The organism is Halococcus hamelinensis 100A6 (genome assembly GCF_000336675.1).
Taxonomy (GTDB): domain Archaea; phylum Halobacteriota; class Halobacteria; order Halobacteriales; family Halococcaceae; genus Halococcus; species Halococcus hamelinensis.
Genome location: NZ_AOMB01000024.1, coordinates 1 through 14,572, shown reverse-complemented (window position 1 = coordinate 14,572; position 14,572 = coordinate 1). Strand labels below are relative to the sequence as shown.

At 66.6% G+C, this 14,572-nt stretch carries 14 protein-coding genes and 1 pseudogene; 10 read left to right on the top strand and 5 right to left on the bottom strand.

Annotated features, from left to right (window positions below; genetic code table 11):
- A partial coding sequence (locus tag C447_RS08695) for a DUF444 family protein (RefSeq protein ID WP_007692989.1) occupies positions 1 to 976 on the top strand: 976 nt, incomplete at its 5' end.
- A complete protein-coding gene (locus tag C447_RS08690) occupies positions 969 to 2,966 on the top strand; it encodes a SpoVR family protein (protein WP_007692988.1) in 1,998 nt (665 codons plus the stop codon). The genes C447_RS08695 and C447_RS08690, both read left to right, overlap by 8 nt.
- Positions 2,967 to 3,131: 165 nt before the next feature.
- Here C447_RS08690 and C447_RS08685 read toward each other — a convergent pair whose 3' ends face one another.
- Both C447_RS08685 and C447_RS08680 read right to left on the bottom strand, forming a co-directional pair.
- Positions 3,132 to 4,481 (bottom strand): alkaline phosphatase family protein, encoded by a 1,350-nt coding sequence (locus tag C447_RS08685; RefSeq protein ID WP_007692987.1) that lies wholly within the window; start codon positions 4,479 to 4,481, stop codon positions 3,132 to 3,134.
- Positions 4,482 to 4,570: 89 nt separating this feature from the next.
- Positions 4,571 to 5,104: an inorganic diphosphatase gene (locus tag C447_RS08680; protein WP_007692985.1), complete on the bottom strand. Its 534-nt coding sequence runs from the start codon at positions 5,102 to 5,104 to the stop codon at positions 4,571 to 4,573.
- Between the two features lie 190 nt (positions 5,105 to 5,294).
- Between C447_RS08680 and C447_RS08675 the strand changes: the two genes are divergently transcribed.
- On the top strand, positions 5,295 to 5,648 hold the full coding sequence (locus tag C447_RS08675; RefSeq protein ID WP_007692983.1) for a PadR family transcriptional regulator: 354 nt from the start codon (positions 5,295 to 5,297) through the stop codon (positions 5,646 to 5,648).
- A 17-nt stretch (positions 5,649 to 5,665) separates the two neighbouring features.
- Here C447_RS08675 and C447_RS08670 read toward each other — a convergent pair whose 3' ends face one another.
- Both C447_RS08670 and rnhA read right to left on the bottom strand, forming a co-directional pair.
- Positions 5,666 to 6,220 carry a DUF7108 domain-containing protein gene (locus C447_RS08670; RefSeq protein ID WP_007692981.1) on the bottom strand — a complete coding sequence of 185 codons (555 nt, stop codon included), beginning with the start codon at positions 6,218 to 6,220 and terminating at the stop codon, positions 5,666 to 5,668.
- The gene (gene rnhA, locus C447_RS08665; RefSeq protein WP_007692980.1) at positions 6,213 to 6,803 is read right to left on the bottom strand and encodes a ribonuclease HI; all 591 of its coding nucleotides are present in this window, start codon (positions 6,801 to 6,803) and stop codon (positions 6,213 to 6,215) included. The genes C447_RS08670 and rnhA overlap by 8 nt, the downstream gene beginning before the upstream one ends.
- Positions 6,804 to 6,986: 183 nt before the next feature.
- Between rnhA and C447_RS08660 the strand changes: the two genes are divergently transcribed.
- From C447_RS08660 to C447_RS08645, 4 genes are all read left to right on the top strand, one after another.
- Positions 6,987 to 7,952 (top strand): transcription initiation factor IIB, encoded by a 966-nt coding sequence (locus C447_RS08660; protein WP_007692978.1) that lies wholly within the window; start codon positions 6,987 to 6,989, stop codon positions 7,950 to 7,952.
- A 364-nt stretch (positions 7,953 to 8,316) separates the two neighbouring features.
- Positions 8,317 to 8,517: a hypothetical protein gene (locus C447_RS08655; RefSeq protein WP_007692976.1), complete on the top strand. Its 201-nt coding sequence runs from the start codon at positions 8,317 to 8,319 to the stop codon at positions 8,515 to 8,517.
- A gap of 84 nt (positions 8,518 to 8,601) precedes the next feature.
- The gene (gene nreA, locus C447_RS08650; RefSeq protein ID WP_007692974.1) at positions 8,602 to 9,867 is read left to right on the top strand and encodes a DNA repair protein NreA; all 1,266 of its coding nucleotides are present in this window, start codon (positions 8,602 to 8,604) and stop codon (positions 9,865 to 9,867) included.
- 42 nt (positions 9,868 to 9,909) lie between these two features.
- Positions 9,910 to 10,680, top strand: coding sequence for a CPBP family intramembrane glutamic endopeptidase (locus C447_RS08645; protein WP_237713438.1), 771 nt, complete (start codon positions 9,910 to 9,912; stop codon positions 10,678 to 10,680).
- Between the two features lie 97 nt (positions 10,681 to 10,777).
- On the opposite strand, the gene C447_RS08640 is transcribed toward C447_RS08645, so the two are convergent.
- Positions 10,778 to 11,083, bottom strand: a complete 306-nt coding sequence (locus tag C447_RS08640; protein ID WP_007692971.1) for a DUF5789 family protein — start codon at positions 11,081 to 11,083, stop codon at positions 10,778 to 10,780.
- Between the two features lie 337 nt (positions 11,084 to 11,420).
- Between C447_RS08640 and C447_RS18165 the strand changes: the two genes are divergently transcribed.
- From C447_RS18165 to C447_RS08630, 3 genes and pseudogenes are all read left to right on the top strand, one after another.
- Positions 11,421 to 11,567: a hypothetical protein gene (locus C447_RS18165; RefSeq protein WP_007692970.1), complete on the top strand. Its 147-nt coding sequence runs from the start codon at positions 11,421 to 11,423 to the stop codon at positions 11,565 to 11,567.
- A 45-nt stretch (positions 11,568 to 11,612) separates the two neighbouring features.
- Positions 11,613 to 12,727, top strand: a pseudogene (locus tag C447_RS08635) (pyridoxal phosphate-dependent aminotransferase).
- A gap of 213 nt (positions 12,728 to 12,940) precedes the next feature.
- Positions 12,941 to 14,353 (top strand): sugar porter family MFS transporter, encoded by a 1,413-nt coding sequence (locus C447_RS08630; protein WP_007692967.1) that lies wholly within the window; start codon positions 12,941 to 12,943, stop codon positions 14,351 to 14,353.
- Positions 14,354 to 14,572 lie beyond the last annotated feature (219 nt).

The window sequence follows — 14,572 nt, the reverse complement described above, 5'->3', positions numbered from 1 at the left end:
CGACCTCGAACCCAAGGGCAAGCGCGTGGTCGAGGAGACCGAGGGCGACTACACCGACGTGAGTCGGACGGGGCCGAACAGCACCCTCGACTTCGAGCGGATGTTCAAACAGGGGCTGAAGCGCAAGCTCGCGATGGACTTCGACCGCGACTACGTTCGCGAGGCGCTCCGGGTCGACGGGATGGGCCCGGAGGGGGTCTTCCGGTGGGCGCGGGAGCGACACCTCCCGGTGAGCCACGCGTGGCTCGACGACGAGTACGGTAAACTCGGGGCCGCCGAGCGCTCGCGGTGGGCGAGCATCGACGAGATGGAGGCGAACGTCGAGGAGACGAGGACCGCCGCCCGGATCCGGAGCGAGGGCATCGACCACGTCCCGTTCCGCCGGGAGGACGAGCGCTACCGCTACCCCGAGGTGGTCGAAGAACAGGAGAAGAACGTCGTCGTGGTGAACATCCGCGACGTCTCGGGCTCGATGCGCGAGCGCAAGCGCGAGCTCGTCGAGCGGACCTTCACCCCGCTCGACTGGTATCTCACGGGCAAGTACGACCGCGCGGAGTTCGTCTACATCGCCCACGACGCCGAGGCCTGGCGGGTCGAGCGCGAGGAGTTCTTCGGCATTCGCTCCGGCGGCGGCACCAAGATCTCCTCGGCCTACGAGCTCGCGGGCGCGGTGCTCGACGAGGAGTACCCCTGGAGCGACTGGAACCGGTACGTCTTCGCCGCGGGCGACTCGGAGAACTCGAGCAACGACACCGAGGAGCGCGTGATCCCGCTGATGGAGGGGATCCCCGCGAACCTCCACGCCTACGTCGAGACCCAACCGTCGGGCAACGCGATCAACGCCACCCACGCCGAGGAGGTCGAACGCCACTTCGGCGAGGCTGCGAACGTCGCGGTGGCCTACGTCAACGGCGCGGACGACGTGGTGGCCGCGATCGAGACGATCCTGAACACCGAGGACGAGGACAATGAGTAACACCGACCGCATCACCGCCCAGCGGATCGCCGAATCGCTCGAGGAGCCGGTCGATGAGGCCGCGAACCTCGCCCGGAAGCTCGGGCTCCGGCCCTACGCCGTCAACTACTGGATCGTCGACTACGACGAGATGAACGAACTCATCGCCTACGACGGCTTCCAGACGCGATACCCACACTGGCGCTGGGGGATGAAGTACGACCGCCAGCGAAAACAGAACCAGTTCCTCGGGGGGAAGGCCTTCGAGATCGTCAACAACGACGACCCCGCCCACGCCTTCCTCCAGGAGTCGAACTCCTTGGCCGACCAGAAGGCGGTGATCACCCACGTCGAGGCCCACGCCGACTTCTTCGCCCACAACCAGTGGTTCGGGCTGTTCAGCGGCGGACGGACGCCGAACGCCGCGGCGATGCTGGCGCGCCACGCCGACACCATCGCCGACTACATGGCCGACCCCGAAATCGAACGCGAGGCCGTCGAGCGCTGGGTCGACACCATCCAGTGTCTCGACACCAACATCGACCGCCACCGGGCGTTCGCGAGCGCGAGCGCCGACGAACCCGCCGACATCGAGATCGACGACATCGCGGACCAGCTCGCGGAGCTCGACCTCGAATCGGCGGTGGTCGAGGAAGTCTTCGACGACGAGTGGCTCGACGCCCAGCGCGCCGAGGAGGAGTCGGCCACGGTACCGCCCGAACCCGAGGCGGACCTCCTCGCCTTCTTCTGGCGGCACGGGATGGCCTACGACGACGAGTCGGGGAAGGCCGTCGAGATGACCGACTGGCAGCGCGACGTGCTCGAACTCCTCCGGCGCGAGGCCTACTACTTCGCGGCCCAGCGGATGACGAAGGTGATGAACGAGGGCTGGGCGGCCTACTGGGAGTCGATGATGATGGGCGAGGAGGCCTTCGCCGGTACCGACGAGTTCCTGAGCTACGCCGACCACCAGGCGCGGGTGCTCGCCTCTCCCGGACTCAACCCCTACAAGCTCGGCAAGGAGCTCTGGGAGTACATCGAGAACACCGTCAATCGCCGTGAGGTCTGCGAGCGCCTGCTGCGGGTCGAGGGGGTAACCTGGCGGAACTTCCACGACGTGGTGGATTTCGCGGCGGCTCAGGACGCCCTCGACCCCGACCCGATGGTCGCGGCGGTCGACCCGGACCGCCTCGACGCGCTCGATCCCGCCGACCCGCGGGTCGACGGCGAGGCGCTCGCCGAGGCGACGTCCGGCGAGGTCGACATCGAGCGCTACCCGTGGAAGCTGTTCACCTATCAGGGGATGGCCGAGCGCCACTACTCGCTGGTCAAACCCCAGAACCGGGGCTTCCTCGCGCGAACGAGTCGTGAGGAGCTCGAACGGGTCTCGCGCTACCTCTTCGACGACTCGCGGTACGCGACGATCGAGGACGCCCTCGCGGACGTCGAGTACGCCGCGGGCTGGGACCGGCTGTTCGAGATCCGCGAGAGCCACAACGACGTGACGTTCCTCGATGAGTTCCTCACCCAGGAGTTCGTCGACGACAACGACTACTTCACCTACGAGTTCACCCGGACCACGGGCGACTACCGGGCGACCTCGACCGACTACGAGGACGTGAAGAAGAAGCTCCTGCTCCAGTTCACCAACTTCGGCAAGCCGACCATCACCGTCCACGACGGCAACTACAACAACCGCAACGAGCTCCTGTTGGCCCACCACTACAACGGTGTGATGCTCGACCTCGAACGGACCCGCCAGACCCTCGAACGCGTCTTCAACCTCTGGGGGCGACCCGTGAACCTCAAGACCATCGTGAAGGAGCTCGACGACCACGACCTCGAGGTCGCCAAACGCCGCCAGCGCGAACCGGAGCCGACCGAGCGCGGCAAGCTCATCCGGTACGACGGGATGGACTTCTCCGTCGAGGACCTGCCCTGGGAGGCCGTCGAGGACATCGCCGCCACCGACGTCGACTACGACACCAAACCCGACGAGTGGTTGGCCTAAATCGACACTCGACCCCGATTCGGTGGTGGCTGTCGCTGCTGCTCGATCCGATCTCGGCACCGCCCGACGCGTCACGAGCACGTTCGGCGAAACCACGACACTGCCGAATCGTGGATCCGCACGACGCTCAGCTGGACAATCGATAGGTCGGTTCGAGCCGACGACCTATCGGAGGCTCGCGCCGTCGAACTCGCCGCGGTCGTAGTCGACGTCCATGTAGTCGAGCAGCGTCGGCGCGATGTCGAAGAGGTTGGTGTCGTCGCCGATCGAGACGCCGGGTTCGTCGACGAACAGCGAGGTGTTGTCGAAGCTGTGCATCCCGTTTCGCGGGCCGGTGGCGAAGACCGAGTCGTGCCCGGAGAAGCCGGCCTTGAGGTCGAAGCCGTGGCTCGGGATCGCCACGAGGTCCGGGGCGATGTCGTCGTGGTCGCCGCGGAAGGCCTCCTCCTTCTCGACCACGCGCTCACAGACCTTCTTCCCGTCGGGCCCTTCGAGGGCTTCGAGTTCCGCCTTGAGCTCGGCGCGCTTCTCCTCGTACTGGTCCTCGGGGACGCCGCCGCGGGGCTCGCGGCCTTCGAGGTTGATGTAGAACCGACCGGGGATGAAGGCGTAGGCCTCGGCCTCTTCCGAGATGTCGGCGAGGCTGTCGTGGTCGTCGTCCTCGTAGGAGAGCCAGCCCTCCTGTTCGAGCCACGCGTTGAAGTGGACCTCGTGGTCGAGGGTGGTGAAGCCGTGGTCGGAGGCCACGACCATCGTGACGTCCTCGGGCAGCATCTCGCGGAGCCGACCCAGGTAGTCGTCGACCTTCTTGTAGAAGTCGAGGAACTCCTCCTTGTACTCGCCGTCGCGCTCGTAGTCCTCGAATAGGAAGTGGTTCACTCGGTCGGTGGTCATGAACACGCCGAAGAAGAGGTCCCAGTCGTCCTGCTCGATGTAGTGGCTGAAGCCCTCGAAGCGCCCGTCGAGCACGTCGTGGGCGTCCTCGATGAACTCGGTCTTGTCGTCGTCGTGGCCGAGCTTGGCGTTGTTGTCGATCCGGTAGCCAGTGCCGTTGAGGGTGTTGCGCATCTCGTCGGGGTAGGCGGCCTCGTCGACGCCCGGCGAGAGGAAGCCCGAGACCATCCGCTGGACGTCGCGCTGGGGCGGGAAGGTGACGGGGACGTTCATCACGGTGGCGTCGCGACCGGCGTCCTCGACGCGGTCCCAGACGCGGTCGGCCTGGACGTCGCGGCCCATCGGGACGTAGGTCTCGTAGGAGCCGACCTCGCGGTCCTGGAAACCGTAGACGCCCGTCTCGCCCGGGTTCACGCCGGTCGTGAGCGAGGGCCAGCACGCGCTGGACTCGGGCGGCACGATCGACTCGATCGCGTTCGAACTCCCCTCGTTCGCGATCGCGGTGAGGTTCTCGAAGACGTCCGGGTTGTCCTCTATCAGGCTGTACGGAACGCCGTCGATGCCGAAGAAAGCGACCCGTGGGGCGTCGTCGTCGCCGCGGATCCGGTCGAATAGTCCCATGGAGGCCTAACTCCGGAGGGACACAAAGATGGTTCGCTTTCGGTCGTCGTTTTCGGTACGTGGGGCCGGAAAAAGAACCGCTTCGGGGGCTATCCGAACTGTTCCTCGTAGAGCTCCTGGGCGTGCTCGATCGCGTCGTGGGCCGCCTGCTTGTCCTCCCAGCCCAGGGTCTCGACCTCCTTGCCCGCTTCGAGGTTCTTGTAGGTCTCGAAGAACTCCGTGATCTCGTCGCGTTCCTGCTGGGGGATGTCCTCCAAGTCCTCGATGTGGTCGAATCGGGGGTCCTCGACCGGGACCGCGATGACCTTGTCGTCCTGCTCGCCGTCGTCGTCCATCCCCATCAGCGCCACCGGCCGCACCTCGATGACGCAGCCGGGGAAGGTCCCGTCCTCGACCAACACGAGCACGTCGAACGGGTCGCCGTCGTCGTAGTAACACTGCGGGATGAAGCCATAGTCGTGGGGGTAGTGGACGTTCGAGTGGAGCACCCGGTCGAGCACCATCCCGGGGATGTCCTTGTCGTACTCGTACTTGTTGCGGTCGCCCTTGAGACACTCCACCACGGCGTGGATCGTCTCGGGCGCGTCCGGGCCGGTCTCGAGGTCCGTCCAGAGGTTCACCATCATCCCCCCTCCGGAAGGCAGCCAAAAAGTATTTTCTATCCGAACGTCTGCTCCACGGTATCGCGTTCGCGAACCGGCAGCGGGTTCGGTTCCCGACCGAAAAGCCCGCTCCGTCGGTTCCCGGCCGGATCTCCCCGTTTCCCGATATAGTTAGGAAGTATTAAATAGTTAGATGACATCTGTCGGCCCGATGTCAGAGACACGAACGGTAACGGACCGAAGCGTCGCCCGCGACCTCACGGCGTTCCAACAGAACATCCTCGCGATCCTGTCGGACGACGCGATGTACGGGCTGGCGATCAAGCGCGAGCTCGAATCGTACTACGACTCGGAGGTCAACCACGGGCGGCTCTACCCCAACCTCGACGACCTCGTCGAGCTCGGGCTGGTCGAAAAGAGCGAGCTCGACAAACGAACCAACCAGTACGAGCTGACCGACGAGGGCTACGATGCCGTCATCGACAAGCTCGAATGGACCCTCTCGAAGTTCGTCACCGACGACGACCGGGCGGAGACGGTGCGGGACCTCGTCGAGACGCAGTAACCGGACCCCGACCGGGGTCACCCGTCGTTTTCGAGCGTAGAAGCCACGTCCGCGACCAGCGACAGCGAGGTCTCGACCGCCGCCCGCTGGTCGTCGGTGGGCCAGGCGTTCCGGACGAAGTACTCGGTTCGGAACTCCGCCCGGTCTGCCTCGGTCGCCGTCCCCACCCGGCGGGCGCGGTGGTTGCTCATGAAATCAGCGAAGACGCGTGCGTTCGCGCCGTGGACCGGACCGTGGGCGTCGGCGACGCGCTCGGCGACGCGGTTGTTGTGCGTCGCGAGCGCTTCCCAGTCCCCTCCCGGCTCGATTCCCGAGAGCGGGCGCTCGACCGCCCGGTCCGTGTCCTCGATCCGATCGACCTGAACCTCCCCGTCCACGATCCACTCGCTCGGATAGCAGACCAGGACGTCCCCGTCGGGGTCCTCGCGGACCCGTGCCGTGAACCCGTGCCCGGCGAGACGGTCGTCGCGGCGCTCGCGGCGGGCGGCGCGCTCGTTGGGGTCGGTCGCCGTCCGCGCGAGCCGGGTGAGCCGTTCGGCCTCGTCGGCGACCTCGGTCGGGAGCTCAGCCATCGAAGGCCTCGTTCGCCAGGCGGTCGGCCCGTTCGTTGACCTCGCGCGGGACGTGTTCTATCGACCACTCGTCGAACCCGTCGAGGAGTTCGCGCGCCCGGACCCGGCGCTCGCGGAGCCCGGGGTCGTTGGTGTCCCAGGCCCCCCGGACCTGTTCGACGACGAGCTGGGAGTCACCCCGGATGTCGACGGTCGAGAAGCCGTACTCCCGGGCGAGTTCGAGCACGCGCAGCAGGGCCTCGTACTCGGCGCGGTTGTTGGTGGTCTCGCCGATCCGCTCGCTCCCCTCGGTGACGATCCCCGAGCTGTCGACGATCACCCAGCCGACCGCCGCGGGACCGGGATTGCCGCGCGACGCGCCATCGAAGTAACAGTGGGCGCGGCCGCCGGCCTCGCGAACGATCGCTTCGAGCTTCGCCGGGTTCGCGCCCTGGATCACGAGCTTTCCCTCGTAGGCCACCGCGGTCGCCCCCTCGTGGGTGGCTCGCCAGCGTTCGTGGTCGGTGTTCCCCGGTTCGACGGCGACCCCGGCGGTTTCGAGGCGCTCGCGGGCGTGCTCGATGTCGCACTCCATCACGGGCATCACCCCGAGTCGAGCCAGCGCGGCCAAAGCGATTCCGGTCGGTCGCCGGACGTCGATCCGGACCGAAACGACGACCTTCAACGGACGGACACCGGCAAAGCCGCCGGACAGCGCGGGAAAAGCGGGCCGAACGGGGACCCACACAAAGTTTATAACTCGCCACGATACTACTATAAAAGTGCAATGACACGGTCCACTCGTCAGCGGGAGCGGCAGGCCGAGACCGAAACCGAAGACGACGAACGAGAGGGCGTGCGGGGGTGTCCGGAGTGCGATTCCGAGAACCTGGTCAAGAGCGCGGACCGGGGCGAGCTCATCTGTGAGGACTGTGGACTCGTTGTCGAGGAGGAGAACATCGACCCCGGCCCGGAGTGGCGGGCGTTCAACCACGCCGAGCGCCAGCAGAAGAGCCGCGTGGGTGCGCCGACCACCCAGACGATGCACGACAAGGGCCTGACGACGACCATCGACTGGAAGGACAAGGACGCCTACGGTCGCTCCATCTCCTCGAAGAAGCGCTCCCAGATGCACCGCCTCCGAAAGTGGCAGGAGCGGATCCGGACGAAGGACGCCGGCGAACGCAACCTCCAGTTCGCCCTCTCGGAGATCGACCGGATGGCGAGCGCGCTCGGGGTCCCCCGCTCCGTTCGCGAGGTCGCGTCGGTCATCTACCGCCGCTCGCTCGCCGAGGACCTCATCCGTGGGCGCTCCATCGAGGGCGTCGCCACCTCGGCGCTCTACGCCGCCTGCCGGAAGGAGGGCATCCCGCGCTCGCTCGAAGAGATCTCCGAGGTCTCCCGTGTCAACAGAAAGGAGATCGGCCGGACCTATCGGTACGTCTCCCAGGAGCTCGCACTCGAGATGCGACCCGTCGACCCGAAGAAGTACGTCCCCCGCTTCTGCTCGGAGCTCACCCTCTCGGAGGAGGTCCAGTCGAAGGCCAACGACATCATCGAGACCACCGCCGAGAAGGGTCTGCTCTCGGGGAAATCCCCGACCGGCTACGCCGCCGCCGCCATCTACGCCGCCTCCCTGCTCTGTAACGAGAAGAAGACCCAGCGCGAGGTCGCCGACGTCGCCCAGGTGACCGAGGTCACCATTCGGAATCGGTATCAAGAACAGATCGAGGCGATGGGCATCCACGGCTAAAGCCCCACTTTTTTGCTTCGTCGGGTTCGCCTCCGGCGAACCACTCCTCGCAAAAACCTGGACTAAAAAGGGCCGCTCGCTCGGCTCCGCCTCGCTCGCGGTACAACTACCAACAACCCCCGCAACCGCTACTGCACCACCGACCGCCCAGCGACAGCCACGAGCCTCCCCAACCGACTGCGCTCCTCGCTCGCCTTCGGCTCGCTGCGGTGCTCATCCCTCGCGCAATGTCCGCGCCCGGTGCTCACTATCGTTCGCACACGGGCGACGAGCGCGCGCCGGTCCGGGGGTTCAAGCCCACGAGGAGCCGACCGAAACCGAGACGACCCCCCGAGTTCAGTCGTTCATTCGACGAAACGAATCCATGTCCCTCGATAGAACGACGGTTCAGACCGGGCTGAAGGGTGCGCTTGGTGGGATCTTTGGCGCGCTCATCGGCGGTATCGTGCTGTTCTCGTGGCTCGGGTTCTCCGGGAGGAGCGCCGCAGTATCCGCCCTCATCACAGCCGTTCTCGTCGCTATCGGGACGGGCATCGGTGCCGCGATGCGCGAGCAAGAAACGTAGCGGACCGCGTCGCTGTCGAGCGATTCCGTCACCCAGCACTGTCCACCCAAGCGTTCAAAGCCGCTCGACTCCTCGTTACGTTCGATGCGACTCGACGAGTATTTCGAGGAGATCGAACGCGACGAGGCCGCCGAGCGTCGCGAACTGGTGAAGGAGAAGTCCTACGCCATCACCGACTACCTCGACGACGTCGAGTACGAGTTCAACAAACGCGTCTCCGGCGATGCCCTCCTCGGGAGTACCTCACCGACGATCTTCGTCGGCCGGTCGTCGTACCCCAACGTCTCGACCGGACTGCTCTCGCCCGTCGGCCACGAGGAGCGCGCCGCCGACTTCGAGACCAGCGGCCAGTGGTACGACCAGGGCTTCTCGATCGAGGACGTCTTCCAGCACCGGACGGGATTGGTCAACACCTCCCGGAAGACCGACGTCGGCAACGTCGCCGACGCCTGGAACGGGTTTCTCGGCACCCAGCGCGAGGTCGCCATCGCCGATAGGCCGGTGGACATCGAGGTCGGCCTCGACGGCCCGCTCGACGTGGACTTCTCGGTCTCCGAGGCGGACGTCTCTTCGCCGACCGGTCCCCGTGCCCACGCCAAGAGCGCGACGCTCACCGAGAACCCGCACGTCCCGCGCCCGGTGAAGAAGACCCTCGAAGACGACGACTGGCGCGCCGAGGGCGCGATGAACTACCTCTACAACCGGGGCTACGACGTCTACGACATCAACACCATCCTCTCGGCGGGCGCGCTCGGCGAGACCGAGACTCGACGGCTGGTTCCCACCCGCTGGTCGATCACCGCGGTCGACGACACGGTGGGAAAATTCCTCCGGGGCGGGGTCCACAACGCCACGGCGGTCGATAAGACCGAGGTCTACTACAACGAGTACCTCGGAAACAAGTTCTGGGTGCTGCTCGCGCCCGGCGACTGGGAGTTCGAGCTCGTCGAGCTCAAAGCCCCGGGCAGCGTCTGGAACCCCGACCCCGATCGGGGAATGTGGATCGCCGCCGACCGCGAGGGCTACGAGGGCCGGACGGGCTACGTCACCGAGACCGCAGGGGCGTACTACGCGGCTCGACTGGGTGTGCTCGAACACCTCCGCGAGCGCAACCGCCAGGCCTCGGTGCTCGTCCTCCGGCACGTGACGCCCGACTACTGGGGCCCGACGGGCGTCTGGCAGGTCCGCGAGACGGTTCGCAACGCCTTCGACGCCGAGGGCGGGCAAGCCGAGTCCTTCGGGAACGCGCTCCGCGACCTCGAACCGCAGCTCCCGGTCTCGCTCGGGCGGCTCCGCCGGAAGTCGACGATGGTGGCTGGCGTTCAGTCGCGACTCGACGCGTTCGCGTGAGACGATACCCGGATTTTTGACCCCCCGCGACCGACAGTCGTCATGGCAACGACAGCCGGACTGATGGGCCGCCTCCGGGCGGTCGTGGTCGCCGTGTTGGTCATCGTCGCCGGGTTCGTCCTCGGAGGGGTTCTCAGCCTCGCCGTTCTGTTGGGGCTTCCCGCCCTCGGCGTACGACTCTCGTTGACCGCCGAGACCGTCCTCGGACTGGTCGTCCTCCAGGGTATCGCCTTCCCGATCACCACGCTCGCGTACCTCCGACTGCGGGGCATACGATTCGGCTCGTTCGTTCGAACCCGACTGCCGACGATCCGCGACGTGGCCTGGACCGTCGGTGGCTACTTTCTCGTTCTCCTACTGGTCTTTACGCTGTTGTTCGCCGCCGTCGCGATCGGCGCGCCGATGGCCGAACGAACCGACCAGGCCGCCCTCCAGGACCCGGGAACCCTGCTGTGGCTCATCCCGCTCGCCTTCCTCCTGATCGCCCCCGGCGAGGAGCTGCTGTTCCGCGGTGCCGTCCAGGGGCGGCTCCGCGAATCGTTCGGCCCGGTCGGATCGGTCGTGCTCTCGAGCGCGAGCTTCGCGCCCGTCCACATCCTCGCGCTGAGCGGGTCCGTCCGGGCGCTCGTGGTCACCGTCGCGGTTCTGTTCGTCCCCGCGCTCGTCTTCGGCGCGACCTACGAACGCACGAACAACCTCGTCGTCCCGATACTCATCCACGGGGCCTACAACGCCACGCTCTTCGGGATCGCCTACCTCGCGTTCAGCTACGGCGCGGAGGGAGCCACTCTGCTACAGCTACTGGTCGGCTAAAGGAAGACAGCTAACGAGTCGACCCCATCAGCGGTCGAAACGATCGTTTCCCGAGAGAACGGACAGAAGCCGCGCAGCTACCGCCGTTTCCGACGGCCTACGAGTCGTCGTCCGCCGTCGGCACGGGCCCGGTTCCGACCGCCTCGCGCACGCTGGCTTCGAACTCCTGGCGGCGCTCGAAGTAGGTGATGTCGACGTCGCTCAGGGCGTCGCTCACCGTTCGGGGGCCGTCCGGGGTTCGGATCTCGATGTCGCCCACTCTGCGTTCGAGGTCGGACCGGGTGATCCCCCACGTGAGTCGCGCGGCGACCCGCGCGAGCGGTGCGCCCTCGACGGCCTTTCGCTCGCCGAGCTCGACGACCGGCTCGTTTTCCTCCTCGTCGTCCGCCTCGTCGTCGGCCATGCGCCACCCTCGGACGGGAGCCGATTAGAGGTTTCGGAACCCACTTTTTTACTCCTCGGGTTGGCTCGCTGCGCTCGCCAACCACTCGTCGCAAAAACCTGGACTAAAAACTCCCGCTCGTTCACTACGTTCACTCGCGGTGAACCGCGCTCGCTCCGCTCGCGCGGATGCACCACCCACCGCAGCCGCACAGCATCACCTCCGCCGAAGCCCTCGGGCGCTGCGCGCCCTCGCCCTTCATCCACCAGGCACCGCAACCGCACCGCGGCCGCACCGGCCGCTACGCGGCCGGAAACCGAGACACCGAATATAACCGTCGGCGGAGGCTGGAAACGATATGGCAGACACCGAAACCGCCGTCGAGACGTTTCTCGACAAAGCGGACGCCGTGTTCACGGACTACGAGAACGGCTACACCGACCCCGACGACGCGCTCGCGGTCCTCGAATCACACGTCGATTCGCTCCGCGACGACCTGGAGTGACGACGAACATCAACAGTTATCGCCGCGCGGCCGTCCTGTAGAACCATGACCGACTTCTCCGACCGCGTCGAACGGATCGCCATCAGTGGCATTCGCGAAGTGTTCGAGGCTGTCTCTTATACACATCTNGTCTCGGCCAGCCCGACTTCCCCGCGCCCGAGAACGCCCGCGAAGCCGCCGTCGCGGCCATCGAATCCGGGGCCGCCGACGGCTACACCTCGAACCCCGGCATCCGACCGCTCCGGGAAGCGATCTCGGCCAAACACGACCGCGACAACGGGATCGACGTTCCACCCGAGAACCTCATCGCGACCGCGGGCGGCAGCGAGGCGCTCCACCTCGCCATCGAGGCCCACGTCAGCGCCGGCGAGGAGGTCGTCATTCCCGACCCCGGCTTCGTCTCCTACGCCGCACTGACCCACCTCGCGGGCGGAACCCCGACCCCCGTCGGCCTCCGCGACGACCTCACGATGGACCCCGAAGCGATCGAGGAGGCCATCACGGACGACACCGCCGCGTTCGTGGTCTGCTCGCCCGCGAATCCTACCGGTGCCGTCCAGTCCGAGACCGACATGCGCGAGTTCGCCCGGATCGCTGACGAACACGACGTGCTCTGTATCTCCGATGAGGTCTACGAGCACATCGTCTTCGAGGGCGAGCACCACTCGCCGATGGCGTTCGCCGAGACGGACAACGTCGTCGTGGTGAACGCCTGTTCGAAGACCTACTCGATGACCGGCTGGCGGCTCGGCTGGATCGCCGCCTCCGAGCGCCGTGCGGACAGAATGCTCCGGGTCCACCAGTACGTCCAGGCCTGCGCCTCCGCGCCCGCCCAGTACGCCGCCGAGGCCGCACTCTCGGGCCCACAGGACCGCGTCCACGAGATGGTCGACGCCTTCGAGGAGCGCCGCGACGTGCTCCTCGACGGGCTCGCCGACGCCGGCCTCGAAACCCCGACCCCCGAGGGCGCGTTCTACGCGATGCCGAAGGTCCCCGATGGCTGGGTCGACGAGTGTCTCGCGCGCGACGTGGTCGTGGTCCCCGGCGACGCGTTCGGCGAGCGCGGCGCGGGCTACGCCCGGATCTCCTACGCGACGGATATCGAGGAGGTAAAGGAGGCCATCGAGGTCATGGACGCGGCCGCGACGGCGGTTCGCTGAGTCGTCGAGACGACCCCGATCACCGGACTCTCCTCCTCGTCGGTAGGCACGGATCAACGTACCGCATCGATCGTTTCAGAAAGAGCGTAATTTACTCATAGGCGAACCAGATAGACCGGGTGTGGATAGTTCTCTCACGACTGATACCGAAGGCGATCCGAGTTCGATAACCGAACCGCGAAAGCGCGGCCGGCGACCGGTCGGCGGTGGACGATGAGCTACCTCGACAGACTGGCGAACGCCGACCGGGAGCACCCCCGGTTCGTCTACGTCATGGCGTTCGTCGGGGCGCTCAACGGGCTCCTGTTCGGGTTCGATACCGGCGTGATAGCGGGGGCCCTGCCCTACATCCAGGAGACGTTCACGCTCTCGACGTTCCTCCAGGAGGTGGTCACCGTGAGCGTGCTCGTCGGTGCGATGATCGGCGCGGCGACCGGCGGGCGGCTGGCCGATCGGTTCGGTCGCCGTCGGCTGACGCTCGTCGGCGCGGTGATCTTCTTCGTCGCGGCGCTCGGGCTCGCGGTTTCGCCGTCGGTCGAGTGGCTGATCGGCTGGCGGATCGTGCTCGGCGTCGCGGTCGGGATCGCGTCGCTGATCGGACCGCTCTACATCTCCGAGACCGCGCCCGAGGACATCCGGGGGACGCTCGGCTTCCTCCAGCAGCTGATGATCGTGGTCGGGATCCTCGTCGCGTACGTCGTGAACGCGATCTTCGCGCCCTCGCTGCTCGGCATCATCGGGTGGCGCTGGATGCTCGGGTTCGCCGCGGTACCCGCGGTGATCCTCGGAGTCACGATGTTCTTCCTCCCCGAGAGCCCGCGGTGGCTCGTCGAACACGACCGACACGACGAAGCCCGGGACGTGCTCTCGCGCATCCGGAACGAGGCGGACTTCGAGAGCGAGATCCAGCGAATGGAGGAGATCAGCGAGCGCGAGTCCGAGGGGAGCTGGCGGGACGTCCTCGAACCGTGGATCCGACCCGCACTCACCGTCGGGGTCGCGCTCGCGGTGCTCCAGCAGGTCACCGGGATCAACACCGTGCTCTACTACGCCCCGACCATCCTCCAGAACATCGGTCTCGGCTCGGCCGCGTCGCTGTTCGGGACGATCGGCATCGGGATCGTGAACGTCGCGCTCACGATCGTCGCGGTCTACTACGCCGACCGGATCGGCCGGCGGCCGCTGTTGCTCGTCAGCGTCGGCGGCATGACGGTGATGCTCGGCGCGCTCGGTCTCGGCTTCTACCTCCCCGGTCTGTCGGGCGTCGTGGGCTACTTCACGCTCGGCAGCATGATCCTCTACGTCGCGTTCTTCGCGCTCGGCCTCGGACCGGTGTTCTGGCTGTTGACCTCCGAGATCTTCCCGCTCCGCGTCCGCGGGACCGCCGAAGGGATCACGACCTTCTTCAACTGGTCGGCGAACCTCATCGTCTCGCTCACCTTCCTCTCGCTGATCGAGCGCTTCGGCCAGACGGCCTCGTTCTGGGCCCTCGGGTTCTTCGGGGTGCTCGGCTTCGTCTACATCTACTTCCGCGTGCCCGAGACGATGGGTCGCTCGCTCGAAGACATCGAGGACGACCTCCGGTCGAACAGCATCATGGGCAGCGACGCCGAATCGTCCGACTGAACAGTACGGCCTGAACATCGGGATGCTGTTCGATTTCGTGACCCCGTGACCGACCGCAGTCCCTGACTTTTTGCCGATCGAGACGGCCGCAGACCTATGTGACTGGCCGCCGAACGGGGTGCATGGCCGTCGCACGTCACGATTCGGGGGCCGGGGCGGCGCTCTCCGCGCTCGCCTCCCAGGTCCTGTCTCTTATACACATCTCTGAGCGGGCTGGCA